The organism is Streptomyces sp. NPDC004629 (assembly GCF_042873595.1).
In the GTDB taxonomy this organism is placed as follows: Bacteria; Actinomycetota; Actinomycetes; order Streptomycetales; family Streptomycetaceae; genus Streptomyces.
Genome location: NZ_JBIALO010000047.1, coordinates 1 through 23018, shown reverse-complemented (window position 1 = coordinate 23018; position 23018 = coordinate 1). Strand labels below are relative to the sequence as shown.

Annotated in this window: 19 protein-coding genes; 8 read left to right on the top strand and 11 right to left on the bottom strand. The window is 70.4% G+C overall.

Going from position 1 to position 23018, the window contains the following annotated elements:
• Nucleotides 1-39: 39 nt before the first annotated feature.
• From ACFYTE_RS39350 to ACFYTE_RS39335, 4 genes are all read right to left on the bottom strand, one after another.
• The gene (locus ACFYTE_RS39350) at nt 40-966 is read right to left on the bottom strand and encodes a carbohydrate kinase family protein (protein WP_388721559.1); all 927 of its coding nucleotides are present in this window, start codon (nt 964-966) and stop codon (nt 40-42) included.
• Nucleotides 951-1859, bottom strand: a complete 909-nt coding sequence (locus ACFYTE_RS39345; protein WP_388721556.1) for a pseudouridine-5'-phosphate glycosidase — start codon at nt 1857-1859, stop codon at nt 951-953. Before ACFYTE_RS39345 ends, ACFYTE_RS39350 begins: the two co-directional genes overlap by 16 nt.
• 154 nt (nt 1860-2013) lie before the next feature.
• A complete protein-coding gene (locus ACFYTE_RS39340; protein WP_388721554.1) occupies nt 2014-2568 on the bottom strand; it encodes a methylated-DNA--[protein]-cysteine S-methyltransferase in 555 nt (184 codons plus the stop codon).
• Between the two features lie 72 nt (nt 2569-2640).
• Complete coding sequence (locus ACFYTE_RS39335) at nt 2641-3513, bottom strand: glycerophosphodiester phosphodiesterase (protein ID WP_388721551.1); 873 nt, start codon at nt 3511-3513, stop codon at nt 2641-2643.
• Nucleotides 3514-3793: 280 nt separating this feature from the next.
• Here ACFYTE_RS39335 and ACFYTE_RS39330 point away from each other — a divergent pair, with 280 nt between their 5' ends.
• The 6 genes from ACFYTE_RS39330 to ACFYTE_RS39305 all read left to right on the top strand — a co-directional run bounded on the left by ACFYTE_RS39330 (nt 3794) and on the right by ACFYTE_RS39305 (nt 12265).
• On the top strand, nt 3794-4684 hold the full coding sequence (locus tag ACFYTE_RS39330; protein WP_388721548.1) for an MHYT domain-containing protein: 891 nt from the start codon (nt 3794-3796) through the stop codon (nt 4682-4684).
• A gap of 40 nt (nt 4685-4724) precedes the next feature.
• Nucleotides 4725-6878, top strand: a complete 2154-nt coding sequence (uvrB, locus tag ACFYTE_RS39325; protein ID WP_388721546.1) for an excinuclease ABC subunit UvrB — start codon at nt 4725-4727, stop codon at nt 6876-6878.
• Nucleotides 6879-7037: 159 nt separating this feature from the next.
• On the top strand, nt 7038-7616 hold the full coding sequence (locus ACFYTE_RS39320; RefSeq protein ID WP_388721543.1) for a TerD family protein: 579 nt from the start codon (nt 7038-7040) through the stop codon (nt 7614-7616).
• A gap of 55 nt (nt 7617-7671) precedes the next feature.
• Nucleotides 7672-9690, top strand: coding sequence for a TerD family protein (locus ACFYTE_RS39315; RefSeq protein WP_388721540.1), 2019 nt, complete (start codon nt 7672-7674; stop codon nt 9688-9690).
• Between the two features lie 224 nt (nt 9691-9914).
• Nucleotides 9915-10919 carry a TerC/Alx family metal homeostasis membrane protein gene (locus tag ACFYTE_RS39310; RefSeq protein WP_388721537.1) on the top strand — a complete coding sequence of 335 codons (1005 nt, stop codon included), beginning with the start codon at nt 9915-9917 and terminating at the stop codon, nt 10917-10919.
• A gap of 248 nt (nt 10920-11167) precedes the next feature.
• Nucleotides 11168-12265, top strand: a complete 1098-nt coding sequence (locus ACFYTE_RS39305; protein WP_388721534.1) for a calcium:proton antiporter — start codon at nt 11168-11170, stop codon at nt 12263-12265.
• Here the strand turns inward: ACFYTE_RS39305 and ACFYTE_RS39300 are convergent.
• Entirely contained in the window at nt 12255-13526 is a 1272-nt protein-coding gene (locus ACFYTE_RS39300; protein WP_388721531.1) for an MFS transporter, read from the bottom strand. The genes ACFYTE_RS39305 and ACFYTE_RS39300 overlap by 11 nt on opposite strands.
• A 344-nt stretch (nt 13527-13870) precedes the next feature.
• Between ACFYTE_RS39300 and aroQ the strand changes: the two genes are divergently transcribed.
• Nucleotides 13871-14344, top strand: a complete 474-nt coding sequence (gene aroQ / locus ACFYTE_RS39295) for a type II 3-dehydroquinate dehydratase (protein ID WP_388721528.1) — start codon at nt 13871-13873, stop codon at nt 14342-14344.
• Between the two features lie 91 nt (nt 14345-14435).
• Here aroQ and ACFYTE_RS39290 read toward each other — a convergent pair whose 3' ends face one another.
• The 6 genes from ACFYTE_RS39290 to ACFYTE_RS39265 all read right to left on the bottom strand — a co-directional run bounded on the left by ACFYTE_RS39290 (nt 14436) and on the right by ACFYTE_RS39265 (nt 19488).
• Nucleotides 14436-15203, bottom strand: coding sequence for an amino acid ABC transporter ATP-binding protein (locus ACFYTE_RS39290; RefSeq protein ID WP_388721525.1), 768 nt, complete (start codon nt 15201-15203; stop codon nt 14436-14438).
• The gene (locus tag ACFYTE_RS39285) at nt 15200-16135 is read right to left on the bottom strand and encodes an amino acid ABC transporter permease (protein WP_388721522.1); all 936 of its coding nucleotides are present in this window, start codon (nt 16133-16135) and stop codon (nt 15200-15202) included. The genes ACFYTE_RS39290 and ACFYTE_RS39285 overlap by 4 nt, the downstream gene beginning before the upstream one ends.
• The gene (locus ACFYTE_RS39280; protein ID WP_388721519.1) at nt 16132-17013 is read right to left on the bottom strand and encodes an ABC transporter substrate-binding protein; all 882 of its coding nucleotides are present in this window, start codon (nt 17011-17013) and stop codon (nt 16132-16134) included. The genes ACFYTE_RS39285 and ACFYTE_RS39280 overlap by 4 nt, the downstream gene beginning before the upstream one ends.
• A 606-nt stretch (nt 17014-17619) precedes the next feature.
• The gene (locus tag ACFYTE_RS39275) at nt 17620-18024 is read right to left on the bottom strand and encodes a hypothetical protein (protein ID WP_388721516.1); all 405 of its coding nucleotides are present in this window, start codon (nt 18022-18024) and stop codon (nt 17620-17622) included.
• A gap of 78 nt (nt 18025-18102) precedes the next feature.
• A complete protein-coding gene (locus tag ACFYTE_RS39270) occupies nt 18103-18753 on the bottom strand; it encodes an MBL fold metallo-hydrolase (protein ID WP_388721513.1) in 651 nt (216 codons plus the stop codon).
• Nucleotides 18754-18798: 45 nt separating this feature from the next.
• Nucleotides 18799-19488: a maleylpyruvate isomerase family mycothiol-dependent enzyme gene (locus ACFYTE_RS39265; RefSeq protein WP_388721510.1), complete on the bottom strand. Its 690-nt coding sequence runs from the start codon at nt 19486-19488 to the stop codon at nt 18799-18801.
• A gap of 224 nt (nt 19489-19712) precedes the next feature.
• Between ACFYTE_RS39265 and uvrA the strand changes: the two genes are divergently transcribed.
• The gene (uvrA, locus tag ACFYTE_RS39260) at nt 19713-22751 is read left to right on the top strand and encodes an excinuclease ABC subunit UvrA (protein ID WP_388721508.1); all 3039 of its coding nucleotides are present in this window, start codon (nt 19713-19715) and stop codon (nt 22749-22751) included.
• Nucleotides 22752-23018: the final 267 nt, after the last annotated feature.

Sequence of the window (23018 nt, the reverse complement as noted above, 5' to 3'; positions counted from 1 at the left end):
CGCCGCCGGGAACCTGCCGCGATCAAGACCGCGTCTCGGTCATTCACATGCCGGTGGCCGGCCGCCCACCCGCTGCACCGCACGGGCGCCCGCCCGGCACCCACGCGCCGCCGCGTCCTCGGCACCCGCACCGCCGAGGAGGGCGGCCAGGAAGGCGCCGGTGAACGCGTCCCCCGCGCCCGTCGTGTCCCGGGGCGTCACCGGCGCGGCCGGAACCCGGGCGAGCACATCGCCGGACCGGGCCACCAACGCCCCCTCGGCCCCGAGCTTGGCCACCACCAGCGGGATGAGACGGCTCAGCTTGGCCGCTGCGTCCGCCGGATCGGACAGACCCGTCAGCAGACACGCCTCGTCCCGGCTGGGCAGCAGGACGTCCAGCCCCTCGGCGAACGCCAGGAAACGGCCCACCCCCAAGTCCCGGAGGAACCCCGCCGATGCCGGATCCAGGCTCACCGGCACCCCACGCGCGCGTGCCGCCCGCAGGGCCACCGCCGCCAGCGCCCGGCTCGGCTCGGAGAACAGCAGATAGCCGGACAGATGGAGCCGGGCGACCCCGTCGAGCAGCGCGTCCGACCAGTCGGCCGGTTCGAGCCGCAGCGACGCGCCGCTGTCCGTGAGGAAGGTGCGCTCGGCCGCGGCGCCCACGTCCACGAGGCAGATCACCGTCGCGGTCGCCGCCTCCGCGTCGCGCACGAGCCGCGGACGCACTCCGGCCGACATCAGTTCCCGCTCGTGCCACGCCGCCGCGTCCGCACCCACCCGCCCCAGCAGCCGCACGTCGGCGCAGCCTGCCGCGGCGGCCCAGCAGGCCACATTGGCGCCCGCCCCGCCGGGCAGCGTCCGGATCGACGCCGCCGTGTCGGTGCCGGGCGCGAGCGGGCCCCGGTGCCGGGCGACGACATCGGTGACGATGTCCCCGACGACCAGCAGCGCCCCCGTCCGCCCCGCCGTCACCCCCGGGTCCACGCCGCCGCGATCCGTGCCGCCAGCCGCACATTGCCGCGGACGGCCGCCAGATTGGCGCTCAGCGAGGCGCCGTCGGTGTGCCGGACCAGGTAGTCCAGCAGGAACGGCGTGACCGCCTGGCCGGTGATCCCCTCCTGTTCGCACGCGCGTAGCGCGTCGGCGAGCACCCGGGAGTGCAGTGCGGGATCCAGTTGCTCCGTCTCCGGCACGGGATTCGCGACGATCAACGCCGACCCCGGACCGTCCAGCGTGTCCTGGGCGCGCATGACCCGTGCCACCTCCTCCGGGCTGCGCACCGTCCAGTCGACGGGGTGCCCGGAGTCGGACAGATAGAAGCCGGGGAACCGGTCCGTGCCGTACCCGGCGACCGCGACCCCCAGCGTCTCCAACCGCTGCAGGGTGGCCGGTACGTCCAGGATCGACTTCACGCCGGCGCACACCACCGTGATCCGGGTACGCGCCAGCAGGCCCAGGTCCGCGGATTCGTCCTGCGTCACCGTCCACTGCCGGTGCACGCCGCCCAGCCCGCCCGTCGCGAACACCCGGATGCCGGCCAATGCCGCCAGCAGCGCGGTCGCCGACACCGTGGTCGCCCCGCTCGCGCCGGCCGCCACGGCGAGCGGCAGGTCGCGATGGCCCAGCTTGCGCAGACCCTCCTCGTTCGCGATCCGCTCCGACTGCTCCTTGTCCAGACCCACATGGGGACGCCCGTCCAGCACGGCGATCGTGGCGGGCACGGCACCCTCTCGCCGTACCGCCTCCTCCAGCTCCTGCGCCACCCGGAGATTGCGCGGTCGCGGCAGCCCGTGGGCGATGATCGTGGACTCCAGGGCCACCACGGGACGACGCGCGTCGATCGCCTCCCGTACTTCTTCCGCCACCACCAGCACCACGCGCCTGCCTCCTGTCGCTAGGTCCCTCCCTCATCCCTGGCGAGCCGTACGGCGGGCTAAACGCCGGCGGCCCTGCGGCCACCACCAGCCTGGGAGGACATGACTCCAAGGGCGCTCGCCGCAAGGCACCGCGCAACGTCCGCTTCGGGGACCGTCAGAACAAGGGCTCGGGCAGCACGCCCTCCAGGGCGAGCAGCCTCCGCTTGGTCTCCAGACCGCCTCCGAACCCGCCGATGCCGCCGTCGCTCTCCACGACACGGTGACACGGCACGACGACCGGCAGCGGATTGGAGCCCATGGCCATGCCCACCGCCTGTGCCGCCCCCGGCTGGCCGACCCGCCCGGCCAGATCGCCGTATCCGACGACCGTGCCGTACGGGACGCCGGAAGCCAGTCCGCGCAGCACCTGCCGGTTGAAGCCGGAGATCAGCGACCAGTCCAGCGGCAGCTCGAAGTCGTGCCGTCTCCCCGCGAAGTACGCCTCGATCTGGCGTATCGCCTCGGCCAGCAGAGGTGAATCGGCTGCCTCGACTGGTTCGGTGCCCAGCCGCGCCGCCAGCCGCTCCAGCGCCCGGTCGCGCACCCCGTCGGTCGCGTGGAACACGACGTTGACCAGCCCGTCCCCGGTCGCCGCCAGCAGCAGCGGACCGATGTCCGTGCCCACGACGGCCCACACCACCCGCTGCTCGTCCTGCCCATGGCTGTCCATGCGCCCCACCGTACGACCCGCCACTGACAACGCCCCGCCGTCGGCCGGTCCGGGCCGTTCCGGCGCGCGGGCTCAGGCCGCGCTCAGTGCCTGCCGCACCACGTCGGGTCGGTTCGTGATGATGCCGTCGACGCCGTACCCGGCGACTTTCCGGGCGGTCGGCGCGTCGTTGACGGTCCAGGCGAACACCCTGAGCGGCTTGCCGTGCGGCCCGTCGCAGGAGTGCACGGTGGCGACGTAGTTCCTGGAGACGGACGCGTAGGACGGGTTGATCAGGTCCGTGAACCCGGCGTAGGTGGGCAGGTCCGCCGCCGGCGGCGTGCCGAGGTAGCCGGTCGTCAGGCCCGGCTTCAGGTCGTGCACGATCCGCAGACTGTCCGCGCTGAAGCTCTGGACGACGAGCCGGCCGAGGTGCTGCCGGTCCAGCCAGCCCTCGTTGCCAAGGAGCTTCAGGGTCTCCCGCTCGATACCCGGGTACAGCTGCGGACTCTTGATCTCCAGGAGCAGCTTCTCGTGGTGGTGTTCGACTCGGCGCATGTACTCCGTGAGCGTCGGCACGCGCGTGCCCGCGTACGCGGGTCCGAACCAGCTGCCCGCGTCCAGGCGGGCGATTTCAGCCGCGGTGAAGTCCTTCACTTTCCAGGGCGCCCGGTCCGGAAACACCTCCTCGGCGTTCGTGGTGCGGGCCAGGCTGTCGTCGTGGATGACGACGAGTTCGCCGTCCTTGGTCCGCTGTACGTCGTTCTCCACCCAGGTGAAGCCCCTTCGGGCCGCCTCGTCGACGGCGGGCAGGGTGTTCTCCGGGGCGTAGGCCGAGGCACCCCGGTGGGCGACGATCGTGACCTGGCCGCCGGCGCCCCCGGCCCGGGCGTCGCGGGTGGGGGTCAACAAGGTGGCAGCCCCCAGGAGCGCGACGACCGTGACGGCAATGACGCGCGCGTGCATGCGTGCTCCTCGCGACGGGGCGAATACGGACGGCACCAGGGTGACAGCAGAGAGTGGACAGCGGTGCGATACAGGATGAGCACAGTTTGGACCGAGATGCCCGTGACCGCTCACCGGTGCCGCACAAGTGGGGCAAGGGCGTGTTTCTTTGCCGGAAAATCGTTCGTCCGTTCCGGTGGGGGTCATACTCTCTGCGACAACCCTGACCGCCCGAGCGGTCCTGGGACGGGGGCGCATACCAGATCATCCGGGACGCAAGAAGGCGGAAGGGCAGCCGCGCATGCAGGGCACGGTCGACGACTTCAGTTACGGGGCCGTCACCCCGTTGGTGGCCTTCCTGATGGCCTGCCTCGGCGGCGCCCTCGGTCTGCGCTGCACGACCCGGTCCCTGCTGGTGTCCCACTCCAGGCGCCCCGCCTGGCTCGCCCTGGGCGCAGGCGCCATCGGCTCCGGCATCTGGACCATGCACTTCGTCGCCATGATGGGATTCACCGTCGCGGAGACCCCGGTCCACTTCGACAGACCGATCACGTACGCGAGCCTCGGCATCGCCATCGTCATGGTGGGCGTCGGGATCTTCATCGTCGGCTACCGCGGCGCCACCGGAACGGCGCTGTTCACCGGCGGAACGATCACCGGCCTGGGCATCGCCTCGATGCACTACCTCGGCATGGCGGGCATACGCCTGGACGGGAGCCTGGAGTACAACACCGTCACCGTCGCCGCCTCCGTCGTGATAGCGGTCGTGGCCGCCACCACCGCCCTGTGGGCCGCGGGACAGGTCCGCGGCTTCCTGTGGAGTGTGGGCGCCAGCCTCGTCATGGGCCTCGCGGTCAGCGGCATGCACTACACCGGCATGGCCGCCCTCACCGTCCACCTCCACGGCTCCACCACGGCCTCCGGTGACTCCTCGTCCGCGGTCCTGCTCGCGCCCATGCTGATCGGACCTCTCGCCTTCCTCCTGCTCGCGGGTGTCGTCGTGATCGTCGACCCACTGATGATCGCGGGCAGGCCCGCCCGGCCCCCGCAGGAGCGCAAACCGGGCGTCCCCGCCGGCGCGGTCGTCCCGCACCCGCGCCGCCGCCCGGAGGTGCCGGCCGGCCCGCAGCGCATCCACCAGAGGGCCGACCAGCCGGGACACCACAGCTCACGCACCCCGCAGAACCGCTGACCGGAGCCCGTTGTCAGTGCGGGGTCGTACGGTGGATGGCATGCGGCCCGTTTCCCACATCGAACGCACGGTGGCGCCCTTCGAGGTCGTCAGCCCCTACCAGCCCAGCGGCGACCAGCCGGCGGCCATCGCCGACCTGGCCAAGCGCGTCGGGGCCGGTGAGAAGGACGTCGTCCTGCTGGGCGCGACCGGCACCGGCAAGTCCGCCACCACGGCGTGGATGATCGAGCAGCTCCAGCGCCCCACGCTCGTGATGGCGCCGAACAAGACACTGGCCGCCCAGCTGGCCAACGAGTTCCGCGAGCTGCTCCCGAACAACGCGGTCGAGTACTTCGTCTCGTACTACGACTACTACCAGCCCGAGGCCTACGTCCCGCAGTCGGACACCTACATCGAGAAGGACTCCTCGATCAACGAGGAGGTGGAGCGCCTGCGGCACTCCGCGACCAACTCGCTGCTCACCCGCCGCGACGTCGTCGTGGTCGCCTCGGTCTCCTGCATCTACGGCCTCGGCACGCCACAGGAGTACGTGGACCGGATGGTCCCCCTCCGGGTGGGCGACGAGATCGACCGCGACGAGCTGCTGCGCCGCTTCGTGGACATCCAGTACACGCGCAACGACATGGCGTTCACCCGCGGCACCTTCCGTGTCCGCGGCGACACCATCGAGATCTTCCCGGTGTACGAGGAACTGGCCGTCCGCATCGAGATGTTCGGCGACGAGATCGAGGCGCTGTCCACGCTCCACCCGCTCACCGGCGAGATCATCAGCGACGACCAGCAGCTGTACGTCTTCCCCGCCTCGCACTACATCGCCGGCCCCGAGCGCATGGAGCGGGCCGTCAACGACATCGAGAAGGAGCTGGCGGAGCGGCTGGCCGAGCTGGAGAAGCAGGGCAAGCTCCTTGAGGCCCAGCGGCTGCGGATGCGCACCACGTACGACATCGAGATGCTCCGCCAGATCGGCACCTGCTCCGGCGTGGAGAACTACTCGATGCACTTCGACGGCCGCTTGCCCGGCTCCCCGCCCAACACCCTGCTGGACTACTTCCCGGACGACTTCCTGCTCGTCATCGACGAGTCACATGTCACCGTCCCGCAGATCGGCGCCATGTACGAGGGCGACGCCTCCCGCAAGCGCACCCTCGTGGAGCACGGCTTCCGCCTGCCCTCCGCGCTGGACAACCGCCCGCTGAAGTGGGAGGAGTTCCAGGAACGCATCGGGCAGACCGTCTACCTGTCCGCCACTCCGGGCGCATACGAGCTGTCGCGCTCCGACGGAGTCGTGGAGCAGATCATCCGCCCCACCGGCCTGGTCGACCCAGAGGTCGTGGTCAAGCCCACCGAGGGCCAGATCGACGACCTGGTGCACGAGATCCGCAAGCGCACCGAGAAGGACGAGCGCGTCCTGGTCACCACGCTCACCAAGAAGATGGCCGAGGACCTCACGGACTACTTCCTGGAACTCGGCATCCAGGTCCGCTATCTGCACAGCGATGTCGACACCCTGCGCCGTGTCGAGTTGCTGCGCGAACTGCGCTCCGGCGAGTTCGACGTCCTGGTCGGCATCAACCTCCTGCGCGAGGGCCTGGACCTGCCCGAGGTCTCCCTCGTGGCGATCCTCGACGCCGACAAGGAGGGCTTCCTGCGCTCGGGGACATCCCTGATCCAGACCATCGGCCGCGCGGCGCGCAATGTCTCCGGACAGGTCCACATGTACGCCGACAAGATCACTCCGGCGATGGAGCGGGCCATCGACGAGACCAACCGGCGCCGCGAGAAGCAGATCGCCTTCAACAAGGCCAATGGCATCGACCCACAGCCCCTGCGCAAGAAGATCAACGACATCGTCGCGCAGATCGCCCGTGAGGAGGTCGACACCGAGCAGCTTCTCGGCACCGGATACCGCAAATTGAAGGACGGCAAGGGTGCCAAGGCCCCGGTCCCGTCGCTCGGCGACAAGGCGGCCAAGGGCGCGAAGGCCGCCAAGCCCGCCAAGGGCAAGGCCAAGGCCAAGGTTGCGGTACCGACGGACCACCCGGCGGCCGAACTCGCCGAGCAGATCGAGGAGATGACGGAGCGTATGCGCGCCGCCGCCGCTGATCTGCAGTTCGAGATCGCGGCCCGGCTGCGCGACGAGGTCTCCGAGATGAAGAAGGAGCTGCGCCAGATGAGAGAGGCGGGGCTGGCCTGAACCCGCCACCGACCGTCCGGACCCCGGTATGTGCGCGGAGTGTTGCAACACCGACACAAAGCGCGGACCGGGGTTCGGCACTGTCAGTGCCGGTGCGTAGGGTTCTGGTCAACCGCGGGCGCCGCGGCAACAGGGGAAACACCGAGAGGGGAAGCAGCCGTGACCGTCAACATGACCAAGGGTCAGGCCATCAGTCTGGAGAAGAAGGACGGGGGCACCCTGACCGCGGTCCGGATGGGTCTCGGCTGGCAGGCGGCCCCGCGCCGGGGTCTGTTCGGCTCCCGCACGCGGGAGGTCGACCTGGACGCCTCCGCGGTGCTGTTCGCCGACAAGCAGCCCGTCGACGTGGTCTTCTTCCGCCATCTGGTGAGCGACGACGGCTCCGTGCGTCACACCGGTGACAACCTCGTCGGCGGCGCGGGCCAGGGCGGCGACGACGAGTCCATCCTCGTCGACCTCCAGCGGGTGCCGGTCCACATCGACCAGATCGTCTTCACCGTGAACTCCTTCACGGGCCAGACCTTCCAGGAGGTGCAGAACGCGTTCTGCCGCCTGGTCGACGAGACCAACGGCCAGGAACTCGCCCGCTACACGCTGGCCGGCGGCGGCGCCTACACCGCCCAGGTCATGGCCAAGGTGCACCGGTCCGGTGCCGGCTGGGCGATGACCGCCCTCGGCAGCCCGGCCAACGGCCGGACCTTCCAGGACCTGATGCCCGCGATCCTGCCGCACCTGTAGGACGACCTTCGACACCGACGAGCGGCGCACGACACCACGACACAGGGGGAAGGCGATGACGGCCGAACTGGTACGCGGGCAGAACCACCCGCTCTCCCAGGCCCGGCTCGAAATCCGGATCACGGCCGACGTGCCGGTCGTGGCGGGCGCCACGCTCAGCGACGAGACCGGCAAGGCGCGCGACGGCGCGTGGGTCGCCCACCCGGGCGCGCCCACGCTGCCCGGCATCGAGGTGTCCAGACAGGCTGCCGCCGACCATCGGCTGGCCGTGGACCTGGCGGCCATGCCCGAGGCCGTGCACCGGGTCAACGTGCTGCTCGCCCTGCCCTCCGGGGTGGGCGGTCCGCTCCGCTTCGGCGCCGTCACCGCCCCGCGGGCCGCGGTCACCGGCCTCGACGGCACGGAGATCGCCCGTTACACCCTGACCGGCCTGGACGCCGAGTCGGCCGTGGTGGCCCTGGAGCTGTACCGCAGACAGGGCGCCTGGAAGGTACGCGCCGTCGGACAGGGCTACGCGGGCGGTCTCGCCGCGCTCTTCACCGACCTGGGGGTGCCCCGGGCCGACGACCTCGCGGGCGGCATCCAGGAGGCGGTGGCCCGGGGCATGGCCCGGTCGGTCGCGGCACCCCCGCCGCGCCCGGCGGACGGCGATCGCACCCGCAGGGCCGCGGCGCCCGCGTCCGGCACCGACCAGCCGGGCCCCGCGTCCGGCGCCGCCGCCGACCCGGTTCCGCCGCGGCCCGCCCATCCGTACGAGGCGTCCGGCCCCTACGCGCCGCAGAGATCGGCCGGACCGGGGGAGCGCGGGTACGAGGGTGCGGTGACGGACACGACACAGCCCACCGGGGCCACCGGCGGCCCGATCGACTACACCCACCCGAGCCGCGGACACGCGACGGCTCCACCGCCTCCGCCGCAGGCGCCGCCCGCCCCGCCGGGCGCGCCCGCGCCACCCGTGGCGGGCGACGCGGCCGGCTGGTCCCTCGACGAGCGGCTCTACAACCAGGTCTGGGGCATGTTCGAGGACCTGGCCCGGACGACGGCCGCGTACCGCAGCGCCGTCGACTTCGCGGACTCCCGCATGGAGAAGGAACTGGACCAGATCCTCTCCGACCCGCGCAGCAGACTCGGCTCCGCCGGCGACGCCGCGCGGGACGCGGCCCGTGCCAAGCGCGCCCAGCTCGTCGACCAGGCCGCGGCGGTCCTCGACCGCGACCTCGCCCAGCTCATCGCCGAGGCCGGGGCCGTCGAGCCCGCGTTGCCGCCGGCGTACGCCCGCTGGGACAACCCCGTCTGGCACGGGTACCGCGTGCCCACGGAGCCCCCGATGGCCCTGCGGCTGGGCGACCTCCATCTGCCGGAGAGCCCGGCGCTGCGCATACCGCTGCTGGTGCGGCTGCCCCTGGAGCGGGGACTGTGGATCGACAGCGGTCCCGCGGCGGCGGGCGTCTCGTTCCTGGACTCCGGTGAGCTGCGGCAGCGCGCGATGGAGACGGCGGTGGCGGTCGCGGCCCGGCTGCTCGCCGCCCATCCGGCGGGCGACTTCGCGGCCCATGTGATCGATCCGGCCGGTTCGGCGGCCCGGGAACTCGCTCCGCTGGTACGGGCGGGCGTGCTGGCCGCGCCGCCCGCGACCGGCGCCGCGGGGGTCACGCAGGTCCTGGGCGGGCTCACCCAGCGCGTCGACCTGGTGCAGATGGCGCTGCGCGGCGGCGCCGCCGATGCGTTGCCGCCCGGTCTCGACACGGCCCGGCAGCTGCTGATCGTCAACGACTTCCCGCACGGTTTCGACGACCGGGCCGTCACGGGCCTGCGCTATCTCGCGGACGAGGGCCCCTCGGTCGGTGTCCACCTGCTGATGGTCGCGGACCGTCAGGATGCCGCCGCGTACGGTCCTTTGCTGGACCCGCTGTGGCGTTCGCTCATGCGACTCACCCCGGTGCCCGACGATCACCTGGCCGATCCCTGGGTCGGCCATGCCTGGACGTACGAGCCGTCGCTCGTCCCGCCCGGCAGTCAGGTGCTCGACCACGTGCTCACTCAGGTGGCCATCGCCCGCACCAAGATCAAGTAAAGGTCCTCTGACCAGGCGATTTGATCATTCTTTTGCCAATCCCTTTACCTTTACTTGGTGATTGGGGTACTGTCCTTCACACGGAGGGGAGTACTCCCTGTCTGCTGCGGCGTACCCGTCAATACGGATCAGGCCAGATCCCGGGGCGTCGGCCCGTCTCGGGTGGAAGAGACCTCCGGTAGCGACGACGCTGACTCTTTGCCCGTTCACGTACCGGAGGCGCAGTGGATGTATCCGTGACCCTGTGGGTCCTGACCATCGCGGGGCTCGCCGCCCTGATCTCGGTCGACTTCTTCATCGGCCGCAAACCCCACGACGTGTCGATCAAGGAAGCCGGCATCTGGACGGTCGTCTGGATCGCCCTCGCCGGACTCTTCGGCCTCGGTCTGCTTGTCTTCGGCGGCGGCCAGCCGTCCGGCGAGTTCTTCGCGGGCTTCATCACCGAGAAGTCGCTGAGCGTCGACAATCTCTTTGTCTTCGTCCTGATCATGGCGAAGTTCGCGGTGCCCTCGCAGTACCAGCAACGGGTGCTGCTCGTCGGCGTTCTCATAGCCCTGGTCCTGCGTGCCGTCTTCATCGCCGCGGGAGCCGCGATCATCGCGAGCTTCTCCTGGGTCTTCTATCTCTTCGGTGCCTTCCTGATCTGGACCGCCTGGAAACTGATCCAGGAGGCCAGGGCGGAGGAGCAGGACGAGGAGTACGAGGAGAACAAGCTGCTGAAGGCGGCCGAGCGCAGGTTCGGTGTGGCCGACCGCTACCACGGCACCAAGCTGTGGATCCAGCAGAACGGCAAGCGCGTCATGACGCCGATGCTGGTCGTGATGCTCGCCATCGGTACGACGGACGTGCTGTTCGCGCTGGACTCCATCCCCGCGATCTTCGGCCTGACGCAGGACCCGTACATCGTCTTCACCGCCAACGCCTTCGCCCTGATGGGCCTCAGGCAGCTGTACTTCCTCATCGGCGGACTGCTCAGAAAGCTCGTCCACCTTTCGTACGGCCTGTCGGTCATCCTCGGCTTCATCGGCGTCAAGCTGGTGCTGCACGCCCTGCACGAGTCCGGGGTCCACGTCCCGGAGATCAGCATCCCCGTCTCGCTCGGCGTGATCTGCGGCGTCCTGATCGTCACGACGATCACCAGCCTGATGGCGAACAAGAAGCAGGCGGCGGCCGAAGCGGCGCAGCCGCCGACGCCCAGCGAAGGACCGAAGGACAGCGTCGGCGCCTGACCGCCGCGAGCGCGGGGCAAGGCGCAGGCCACATCGGTCAGCACGGGAGCGGTGAGCAGCACCTGGCCGCCCACCGCTCCCGCTGCTCCGCCGGGTGCCGAGCGTTCCCGTGCCTCCGGGGACGGACGCGGGCTCAGGCCGACGCACCCGACAATCCCGAATCGACGGGGACCCGAGCAGCCCTCGACCCCCCTCGTCATCGAAAGGACCGGAATGCGAACCCTGTACGCCTCTGCCAGCATCGCCGCATGACCCATCGGTTCAGGTCGCTCACTCAGTGGACGCTCCTCGTGCCGGTGCTCGCGGTCGTCCTTCTCGTCTTCACCTGGGGCCAGGGTCTGCCCGGTGCCGTTGTCGCGCTGGTGACCGTGGTCCTCGCCGGGTCCGTCCTGGCAGCCGTGCATCATGCCGAAGTGGTCGCCCACCGGGTCGGCGAACCCTTCGGCTCCCTCGTCCTCGCCATCGCCGTCACCATCATCGAGGTCGCCCTGATCGTCACCCTCATGGTCGACGGCGGCGACAAGAGTTCAACGCTGGCCCGGGACACGGTCTTCGCCGCGGTGATGATCACCTGCAACGGCGTGGTGGGCCTGTGCCTCCTCGTCGGATCCCTGCGCCACGGCACCGCCGTCTTCAACCCGGAGGGCACCGGCGCCGCTCTCGCGACCGTCGCGACCCTGGCGACACTCAGCCTGGTACTGCCGACCTTCACCACCAGCAAACCGGGCCCCGAGTTCTCCGGTGTGCAACTGACCTTCGCGGCCCTCTCCTCACTGATCCTCTACGGGCTGTTCGTGGCCACCCAGACCGTCCGGCACCGCGACTACTTCCTCCCGATCACCCGCCAGGGCGAGGTGATCACCGTGGACGACCACGCGGCGGCGCCGTCCGCGCGCACCGCCTGGACCAGCCTCGGTCTGCTCGGCCTGGCCCTGATCGGCGTGGTCGGCCTCGCCAAGGGCGTGTCGCCGACCATCGAGTCCGGGGTGGAAGCCGCCGGCCTGCACCAAGCGGTCGTCGGCGTGATCATCGCGTTGCTGGTGCTGCTGCCCGAGACGATCGCCGCGCTCCGTTCCGCCCGCCGCGACCGGGTGCAGACCAGCCTGAACCTCGCCCTGGGCTCGGCGATGGCCAGCATCGGTCTGACCATCCCCGCCGTGGCCCTCGCCTCCGTCTGGCTCTCCGGACCGCTGGTCCTCGGGCTCGGCTCCACGCACATGCTGCTGCTCGCCCTGACCGTGGTGGTCAGCTCCCTGACCGTGGTGCCGGGACGTGCCACGCCCCTGCAGGGCGGGGTGCACCTGGTGCTGTTCGCGGCCTATCTGGAACTGGCGATCAACCCGTGACCGGCTTGGCCGCCACCGCCGGCACCGGACGGGTCTCCGGCAGCAGGGCGAAGCACCAAAGGCTGAGCAGCGCCACCCCGGTCAGATAGGCGCCCACGCCCCAGGGGACGCGCCCCGAGTGCTCGGCGAGCGCGGTCGCGACGATCGGCGTGAGCGCGCCGCCGAGAACCCCGCCGAGGTTGTAGCCCACCGCGGCGCCCGTGCAGCGCAGCCGGGCCTCGTACAGCTCCGGCAGATACGCGGCGATCACCGCGAACATGGTGATGAACGCGACGAGCGCACCGAGGAAGGCGAGGAACATGAGCAACGGCTTCCCCGTGGCCAGGAGCGCGACCATCGGGAACATCCACAGGGCGGCGGCGGTGCATCCGGTCAGGCACATGGGCCGCCGCCCGAAGCGGTCGCCGAGCACGGCCATGAAGGGCGTCAGCGCCCCCTTCACCACCACGGCGGCCATGACACAGGTCAGCATGACGGAGCGGCTCACCCCGAGCCGCTCCGTCCCGTATGCGAGGGCCCAGGTGGTCACGGCGTAGAACACGGCGTACCCCACCGCGAGCGCCCCGGCCGTCAGCAGCACCAGCCGCCAGTGGTGCCGGAAAACGTCGACGAGCGGCACGCGTGCGTGGTCCTTGATGGCCAGGAATCGGGGACTCTCGGTGAGCGAGGAGCGCAGCCACAGCCCGGTCAGGGCGAGCGCCCCGGCCATCCAGAAGGGCACTCGCCAGCCCCACTGCGCGAACTGCGTGTCCGACAGCGACGCCGACAAGGCCAGCATCACGCCGTTGGCGAGCGCGAAACCCAGCGACGGCCCCACCTGCGGAAAACTCGACCACAGGACCCGCCGTCCCGGAGGCGCGTGCTCCGCGGTCAGCAGCACCGCCCCGCCCCACTCGCCACCGAGCCCCAGCCCCTGCACAAAGCGCAGGACGAGCAGCAGCAGGGGCGCGCCCACTCCGATCGTCGAGTACGTCGGCAGGCATCCCACCGCGACCGTCGACACGCCGGTGAGCAGCAGTGAGGCGATGAGGACCGGCCGCCGCCCCCGTCGGTCCCCCATGTGCCCGAACAGCACGGAACCCAGCGGCCGGGCCACGAACCCCACGCCGAACGTCGCGAAGGCGGCCAGCGTCCCCGCCAGTGGCGAGAACGTCGGGAAGAACAGCGGACCGAGGACGAGGGCCGCCGCCGTCCCGTAGACGAAGAAGTCGTAGAACTCGATCGCGCTGCCGACGAGCGAGGCGGCTGCGATCCGCAGCATGGACGGTGACCTTACGGTGCGTACATCGTGCATGCCGCCTCAACTACCCACAGTGACGGGCGGTTGCGGGGGGGCGTGCGGAGGTGAGTCCTGCGTCAGTGGATACCAGTGATGCGCCGGGCCGGGCCGTCGACGCGAATCGTTCCTCCAGGGCGAAACATGAACGGGGCCCGGTGTGAGCGAAGTCGATGTCGAAGACGACCGGCAGGGAGGGGGCGTACGCCCGCGGCGCATGGGCACACGGCCTGGCCGCCGCCGCACAACGCGCCGTCGGCGCACCGTGGTAAACCGGGTCCCAGAAGCGGTCGTCGACACACCGCCACCCCGAACGGACCGGAGGAACCGTGCCCCGCACCCTGGCCAACGCCCCGATCATGATCCTCAACGGGCCCAATCTGAACCTGCTCGGCCAGCGCCAGCCCGAGATCTACGGCTCCGACACCCTCGCCGACATCGAGGCCCTGTGTGCCAAGGCCGCGGAAGCGCACGGCGGAACGGTGGACTTCCGGCAGTCCAACCACGAGGGCGTACTCGTCGACTGGATCCACGAGGCGCGGCTCAACCACTGCGGGATCGTCATCAACCCGGGTGCCTACTCGCACACATCCGTCGCGATCCTGGACGCGCTCAACGCCTGCGACGGCCTGCCCGTGCTGGAGGTCCACATCTCCAACATCCACAAGCGCGAGTCGTTCCGGCACCACTCGTACGTCTCCCTGCGCGCCGACGGCGTCATCGCCGGGTGCGGAGTGCAGGGGTACGTGTTCGGCGTGGAGCGGGTCGCGGCTCTGGTGGGCGCCGCACAGACCGACCGGTAGGACGCACGGGTTTGAAAGCCGATCGACGTCTTAAAGCCGACTGCCGCCTTCGAGCCGGCCGTCGTCCTCAAGCCGTCGCCCTATAGGCGGCTCAGAGGCGGCCCGCCTCCACGATCCGCCGCAGGAAGCGCCGGGTGCGTTCCTGCCGCGGGTCCTCGAAGACCTGCTCGGCGGTGCCCCGCTCCAGCACGACGCCGCCGTCCAGGAAGCAGACCTGGTCGGCGACGTCCCGGGCGAAACCCATCTCGTGCGTCGCCAGCACCATGGTCATGCCGTCGTCCTTCAGGCCGCGGACCACGGTGAGTACCTCGCCCACCAGCTCGGGATCGAGGGCCGCGGTGATCTCGTCGAGCAGCAGCAGTCGTGGCCGCACCGCCAAGGCCCGCACGATCGCCACCCGTTGCTGCTGGCCGCCGCTCAGCCGGTCCGGGTACGCCCGCGCCTTGTCACCCAGACCAAGCCGCTCCAGCAGCTCCACGGCGCGCTCCTCCGCCTCCGCGCGCGCCACCCCGTGCACCCGGCGCGGGGCGAGCGTGATGTTCTCCAGCACCGTCATGTGCGGAAACAGGTTGTACGCCTGGAAGACCACGCCGATACGGCGCCGTACCGCGTCCTGGTCGATCCTGGGGTCGGTGATCTCCTCGCCGTCCAGCCAGATCGCCCCGTCGTCGATCTCCTCCAGGAGGTTGGCGCAGCGCAGCAGCGTCGACTTGCCGGAGCCGGAGGCGCCGATCAGCGCCGTCACCGTGTGCGGAGCGACCTGAAGATCCACGTTCCGCAGGACGACCGTGCCGCCGAAGGTCTTGCGGACGGACTCCATGCGCAGCACGGGGGAGCCGTCCGTGTGCGTGGTGCTCATATCGTGCCTCCCTGGGTCCGCTGCCGGTCCATCCGGGCCGTCACCCAGTCCGTGAAGCGGGTCATCGGGATGGTCAGCGCGACGAAGACCAGTCCCGCGACGATGTACGGCGTGTAGTTGAGACTGCGGCCCACGATGATGTCCGCGGCCCGCACGGCGTCCACGGCGCCGCCGATGGACACGAGTCCGGTGTCCTTCTGAAGCGACACCAAGTCGTTGAGCAGAGGCGGCACCTGGCGGCGCACGGCCTGGGGCAGCACCACATGGCGCAGCGCCTGCCGGTTGGTCAGACCGAGCGAGCGGGCCGCTGCACGCTGCGAGGGATGCACGGACTCGATGCCGGCGCGGAAGACCTCGGCCACGTACGCCGAGTACGTCAGGGTAAGCGCCGTGCCGCCCAGCAGCACCGGATCGACCGTCACGCCCTGCAGCCGCAGCGCTGGAACGCCCAGCACCACGATCATCAGATTGATGATCAGCGGCAGTCCGCGGAAGAAGTCGGTGTACGCGGCGGCCAGCACCCGCAACGGGAAGAACACCGGGCCGCGCAGCGTGCGCGCGACGGCGATCAGCATGCCGAGGACCAGGACGGCGGCGCCGCAGACGAGCAGCAGCCGGATGTTCAGCCACAGCCCTTCGAGGACCTTGGGGAACGCCTCGCGCGCGTACCGCCCGTTGAAGAACGTCTCCTGGGTGCGCGGCCAGCCCGGTGCATTGACGACGACCAGATACAGGACGGCAGCCGTCACCAGTGTCGACAGCGCCGCCACGGCCGTGGAGCGCCGGGCCCGGGCCCGCTTGTGGCGCTCGCGGTCGAGCCGCCGCCGCGACGGGACGTAGCCGTCGCCGGGCCGGGCGCCGGTCGGGTCACCCGACAGGTGACCCTTGTGGTCCGCGCCCTCCCGGCCGGACTCGCCCTTCGCGACCGTCACTTGAGCACCGGGGCGTCGACGGCCTCGGACAGCCACTGTGTCTCGATCCGGGCGAGGGTGCCGTCCTTGCGCAGCGCGTCGACGGCCTGCGTGACACACGGGGTGAGCCCGCTGCCCTTGTCGAGGACGAGCCCGAACTGCTCCGGCGCGCCGCCCTGGTTCTCGAACTGGCCGACGATCTCGGCGTTCGTGATCTCGGCGGCCGTGATGTAGAACGCGGTCGGCAGGTCGACGACGATGGCGTCGACCTGGCCGTTCTTCAGCGCGGATTTCGCCTGGTCGTTCTTGGCGTACACGGCCGCCTCCCGCTTGGGCCGCACCACGTCGTTGATGTAGTCCAGGCTGGTGGTGCCCACCTGGGCGCCCAGCTTGAGATCCGCCAGATCCGCGGTGCCCGTCGCCTTCGCGGCCTTGGTGCCCTTGAGGGCGATGACGGCCTGGCGCACGTCGTAGTAGCCGGATGAGAAGTCCACGGCCTTCTTGCGTTCGGCGCTGATCGACACCTGGTTGATGTCGAAGTCGAAGGTCTTCGCCCCGGGCGCGAAGGCCTTGTTGAAGGGGACGCTCTGCCAGACGACGGCGTTCCGGTCGTAGCCGAGCTGCCGGGCCACCGCGTACGCCACCGCCGACTCGAAGCCCTTCCCGTTGGCGGGCTTGTCGTCCTTGAACCACGGTTCGTAGGCGGGTTCGTCCGTGGCGACAGTCAGCTTGCCGGCCGTATGGGTGTCCAACTCGCCCTTGGCACAGCTGGTCCCGTCCGAACCGGACGGTGTGGTGGCCGCCTTCTCCTCGGGCTGCGGAGCGCAGCCGACGGCGGTGGCGAGCAGGGCTATGACGGCGGCGACGGAGCCGCGCAGCGTGCGAGGGGCAAGATGCATGGCGGGAGAGTGGCAGTGAAGGCCGCGTTTGTCGAGGTCATGACGGCAGTTGTCCGCATGCTGGGAACGGGTGTTGCCGCCGTGTGAACGCCGCCGCCGGCCCGCCGGTGGCAGCCCGTCCCTGCCGGTGGCCGCCCAGGCCCGACCGGCCGCGCCCGCCTCCGTGGCCGATGGCCTGTGACCGCTTCCGTGGCCGGTGGCCTATGACCGCCTGCCCGCTGCCTGGGCCGCCGGCCGAGGGCGGGATGATGTGGCCGACGGCCCGTCCCGCCCAGGAGCCGTCATCCTGCGCGGGGCTGCTACCAGTTGACCGCGCATCAGCGCACTCCGGGAGCGCGCACGCGCCCTCGACGTGTGCGAACGATTCACACGGGGCGCGCGCCGCCACCTTGCGCGGGGCGTAGAGGCCGAGTGTGCGCCGGGCACAGGACCCGAGTGCCCGCGCTCGGCGCTCATGGCAGGCGCGTACGCAGCGCATGCGCCCGGGCCGCGCACGCGCCAGCGTGAAGACGATGACCGCGCGCCACACCGTGCACCACTTCACCGCCGTTCGCCCTGCCCCGCTCGGTGGCGGGGCAGGGCGAACAGCGGCATCGGCGTGTGGCGTCAGAGGTCGGTCCTGCCGCCGAAGTGCTCCGGAACCTGCTCGCGCAGGGTCAGCTCCACATCCCAGAACTCCTGCTCCTGACCGAGGCGAGAGCGCTGAAGCGCCGTACGCAGCCCCTTGATCAGGCTCTCCAGCCGTATCTCGTCACCCAGCTCGCCGACGCGTCGTGCCTCGGCCAGGAGACCGGCGAAAGCCCCGACCGCGGCATCCCGGTGCTCCTCCCAGAGCCAGGCGAACACACTGCCGAACGGCTCTCCGGGGATCACGGCTTCGGCGGCCCGGCCGAAGTGAGCGATTTCTTCGGCCTCGCTACGGACGAACCCGCTGAGCAAGTGCTCGAACGTCCGATGAGGAACCCCTATACGGTCCATGTACGTCCCTTCGCCGACGGCTTTCAGGGACATCGTGGCGGGCTCGGAGACGACGCGACAGAGGGCGACGTGACGGCGATGTGACAGAGCACGTCCGAGTCGCACCGGTGCCTACCAGCCGCGGGCCCACCACTCCTGGATGTGGGGACGTTCCGCCCCGAGGGTGGTGTCGTTGCCGTGGCCCGGGTAGATCCACGTCTCGTCCGGCAGCGTGAAGACCTTCGCCTCAAGCCCGGACATGAGGCTCTGGAAGTCCGCGGGTCGCGTTGTCCGGCCGGGACCCCCGGGGAAGAGGCAGTCCCCGGTGAAGACGTGCGGGTGGCCGTGCGGGTCGTCGTAGACCAGCGCGATCGACCCTGGGGTGTGCCCCACCAGATGGCGCGCGGTCAGCTGGACCTGCCCCACCCGGATCACGTCGCCGTCGTCGACCGGGACGTCGGTCGGCACCGGGATGCCGGCGGCGTCCTCCCGGCCCGCGAACGTACGCGCGCCCGTGGCCGCCACCACCCGGTCGAGCGCCTGCCAGTGGTCACCGTGCTGGTGCGTGGTGACGACGGAGGCGATGCCGTCGTCACCGATCATGCCGAGCAGCGTCTCCGCGTCGTTGGCGGCGTCGATCAGCAACTGCTCGTCCGTGGCCCGGCAGCGCAACAGATAGGCGTTGTTGTCCATCGGCCCGACCGCGATCTTGGTGATCATCAGGTCCTTGAGCTCGTGCACGTCCGCCGGTCCGCCGACCGTCACCTCTCCGCTGTACGTCATGGCCGTCAGCCTATAGCGGGGGAGTGGCCCGGGGACCCCGCACGGCTACAGCGCAGGCAGCGTCGGCAGCTGGCCGCCCGCGACCCGCAGGGCGGAGCCGTCGCGCCGCCCTGCCAGCCAGCCGAGCAGGTCGGCGGCCGACCCCTCGACGGCGATCGGGCCGCCGTCGGCGCCGCCGCCCGTGGCCCACGTGCGGCCCTCGTCGTCGGCCAGACTCGTCGCGGGCACGTCCCGGTGACCGCGGAAGCGCTCCGCGAGGAAGTCGATCTCGCGCGTCACGAACTCCGCCGGAAGATCCTCCAGCTCGTACCCGATCCCGAGATCCACGTGGTGCAGCTCGACCTCGGCCCAGCGCCGGAAGGGCACCCGCCACGCCGCGTCGACGACCCCGTTGCGCAGTTCCACCGTCCGGGCCCAGTCCGCGGGCGTGGCGCCCGCGTTCTGGAAGCGGGCCGCGCTGTCGCGCAGGTCGGCGAGCTGGACGTCCAGGGGGCGCGGGGCGTCCCGCTCGATGTCGGCGTCGCGGGCCTCGGCGGAGGCGTACATGGGACGCCCCTCCAGGACGTTCACGAGCGCGTCCGCGTTGCGGGCCAGGTGGGCCAGGACGTGTCCGCGGGTCCAGCCGGGCAGCCGTGACGGCTCGGTCACGGCCGCGTTGTCCAGTGCGGCGGCTGCAATGAGGAGCCGGTCGGACGCGATACGTACAGACGCCAGGTCGTGGGCGTGATCAATCATGGTGCCGACCCTAGACCCGCCACTCCTTCGGGTGAAGGTTGTGGGGCTGAGCCGCAAATCGAATGTGCGTGCTATATCGTCGAGGGCGGCGTCGGGCATGCTGGATGGCCCGGGTTTGTTATCCAACCGGGAATCCGACCGGCGTTGTCAGTGGCTCCCCCTAGTCTGAAGAAGCACGGGGGCTCCGGCCCCTGTCACTTCTCTGAAGAAAGGTGCGGACCGGCGTGGCCGACCGTCTCATCGTCCGTGGCGCGCGCGAGCACAACCTGAAGAATGTCTCGCTCGATCTGCCGCGTGACTCGCTCATCGTCTTCACGGGCCTGTCGGGGTCGGGCAAGTCCTCGCTGGCCTTCGACACCATCTTCGCCGAGGGACAGCGGCGCTACGTGGAGTCGCTGTCCTCCTACGCCCGGCAGTTCCTCGGACAGATGGACAAGCCGGACGTCGACTTCATCGAGGGCCTGTCCCCGGCGGTCTCCATCGACCAGAAGTCGACCTCGCGCAACCCCCGCTCCACGGTCGGCACCATCACCGAGGTCTACGACTACCTGCGTCTGCTCTTCGCGCGCATCGGCAAGCCGCACTGCCCCGAGTGCGGCCGGCCCATCTCGCGCCAGTCGCCGCAGGCCATCGTGGACAAGGTGCTTGAACTGCCGGAGGGGAGCCGCTTCCAGGTGCTCTCGCCCCTCGTGCGCGAGCGCAAGGGCGAGTTCGTCGATCTGTTCGCCGATCTTCAGACGAAGGGATACAGCCGTGCGCGTGTGGACGGGCAGACCGTCCAGCTCTCCGACCCGCCCGCGCTGAAGAAGCAGGAGAAGCACACCATCGAGGTGGTCGTCGACCGCCTCACGGTGAAGGACTCCGCCAAGCGCCGCCTCACCGACTCCGTGGAAACCGCCCTCGGCCTGTCCGGTGGCATGGTCGTGCTCGACTTCGTCGACCTCCCCGAGGACGACCCGGAGCGCGAGCGGATGTACTCGGAGCACCTGTACTGCCCCTACGACGACCTGTCCTTCGAGGAACTGGAGCCCCGCTCCTTCTCCTTCAACTCGCCCTTCGGCGCATGCCCCGAATGCACCGGTATCGGCACGCGCATGGAGGTCGACCCCGAGCTGATCGTCCCGGACGAGGAAAAGTCCCTCGACGAGGGCGCCATCCACCCCTGGTCGCACGGGCACACCAAGGACTACTTCGGCCGTCTCGTCGGCGCCCTGGCGGACGCCCTGGGATTCCGGACGGACATCCCGTTCGCCGGTCTTCCGCAGCGCGCCAGGAAGGCCCTGCTCTACGGCCACAAGACGCAGATCGAGGTGCGCTACCGCAACCGGTACGGGCGAGAGCGCGTGTACACGACGCCCTTCGAGGGAGCCGTGCCCTTCGTCAAGCGCCGGCACAGCGAGGCCGAGAGCGACGCCAGCCGCGAGCGCTTCGAGGGCTACATGCGCGAGGTGCCCTGCCCCACCTGTGAGGGCACGAGGCTCAAGCCGATCGTCCTCGCCGTCACGATCATGGAGAAGTCGATCGCCGAGGTCTCCGCGATGTCGATCAGCGACTGTGCGGACTTCCTGGGCGAGCTGAAGCTGAGCGCCCGGGACAAGAAGATCGCCGAGCGGGTACTGAAGGAGGTCAACGAACGGCTGCGGTTCCTCGTGGACGTCGGCCTTGACTACCTCTCGCTGAACCGCGCCGCGGGCACGCTCTCCGGCGGCGAGGCCCAGCGCATCCGCCTGGCCACCCAGATCGGCTCCGGGCTGGTCGGCGTCCTGTACGTCCTCGACGAACCGTCGATCGGCCTGCACCAGCGCGACAACCACCGGCTCATCGAGACCCTGGTCCGGCTGCGCGACATGGGCAACACGCTCATCGTCGTCGAGCACGACGAGGACACCATCAAGATCGCCGACTGGGTCGTGGACATCGGCCCCGGCGCGGGCGAGCACGGCGGAAAGGTCGTGCACAGCGGCTCCCTCAAGGAACTGCTCGTCAACGAGGAGTCGCAGACCGGTCAGTACCTCGCGGGCAGGAAGTCCATTCCGCTGCCCGACGTCCGGCGCCCGCAGGACCGGTCCCGCAGACTCACGGTGCACGGGGCCCGGGAGAACAACCTCCAGGACATCGACGTCTCCTTCCCGCTGGGCGTGTTCACGGCCGTCACGGGCGTGTCCGGCTCCGGGAAGTCGACGCTGGTCAACGACATCCTCTACACACACCTGGCCCGTGAGCTGAACGGCGCCCGCAATGTGCCGGGGCGGCACACGCGCGTGGACGGCGACGACCTCGTCGACAAGGTCGTACACGTTGACCAGTCGCCCATCGGCCGCACCCCCCGGTCCAACCCGGCGACGTACACCGGCGTCTTCGACCACATCCGCAAGCTGTTCGCCGAGACCACCGAAGCCAAGGTCCGCGGCTACCTGCCCGGACGCTTCTCCTTCAACGTCAAGGGCGGCCGCTGCGAGAACTGCGCGGGCGACGGCACGATCAAGATCGAGATGAACTTCCTCCCGGACGTGTATGTGCCGTGCGAGGTCTGCCACGGCGCCCGGTACAACCGGGAGACCCTGGAGGTCCACTACAAGGGCAAGTCCATCGCCGAGGTCCTGAACATGCCGATCGAGGAGGCCCTCGACTTCTTCGAGGCCGTCCCCGCGATCGCCCGCCACCTCAGGACCCTGCACGACGTCGGACTCGGCTACGTCCGGCTCGGCCAGTCCGCGACCACCCTGTCGGGCGGTGAGGCGCAGCGCGTCAAGCTCGCGAGCGAACTCCAGCGCCGCTCCACCGGACGCACCGTCTACGTCCTGGACGAGCCGACCACCGGTCTGCACTTCGAGGACATCAGCAAGCTGCTGAAGGTCCTCTCCGGCCTGGTCGACAAGGGCAACACGGTCATCGTCATCGAGCACAACCTCGATGTGATCAAGACCGCCGACTGGGTCGTCGACATGGGCCCCGAAGGCGGTGCCGGCGGCGGGCTCGTCGTCGCCGAGGGCACACCGGAGGAGGTCGCCGGGGTCCCGGCGAGCCACACCGGCAAGTTCCTGCGCGAGATCCTCGGCGCCGAACGCATCAGTGACGCGGCCTCGGTGCCCGCCCCGCGCCGGGCCTCGGCCAAGAAGACCGTCGCGGCCAAGTCGACGGCGAAGCGGACGACCACGGCCAGAACGGCGAAGACCGTGAACAACACGGCGACCAAGAAGGCCGAGGGGGTCACCAAGAAGGCGGCACCCGCGAAGAAGACGACACGGACGCGCAAGGCCTAGCCGTGCGCCCGGACCTCCGGAGCCGGGCGGTGACTACGTCCTGACAAGTCCTCAAAAAGCGGCGCTCCGCGGGAACTCCCCGCGGGGCGCCGCTCGTTCTACCAACAGCCACCCCGGCCCTGTGGTCTTGCCGCTCCCACGAACCGCAGGCCCGGTCGAACCTTGACAACAACTGTGAGTCTGTTGGGCGGCTGGTCCGGGACCGGCTGGCAGGGTTGACGTCGGTCGCCTCACCGCAGTCGTGACTCGTGACAACAGTGGCCCCCA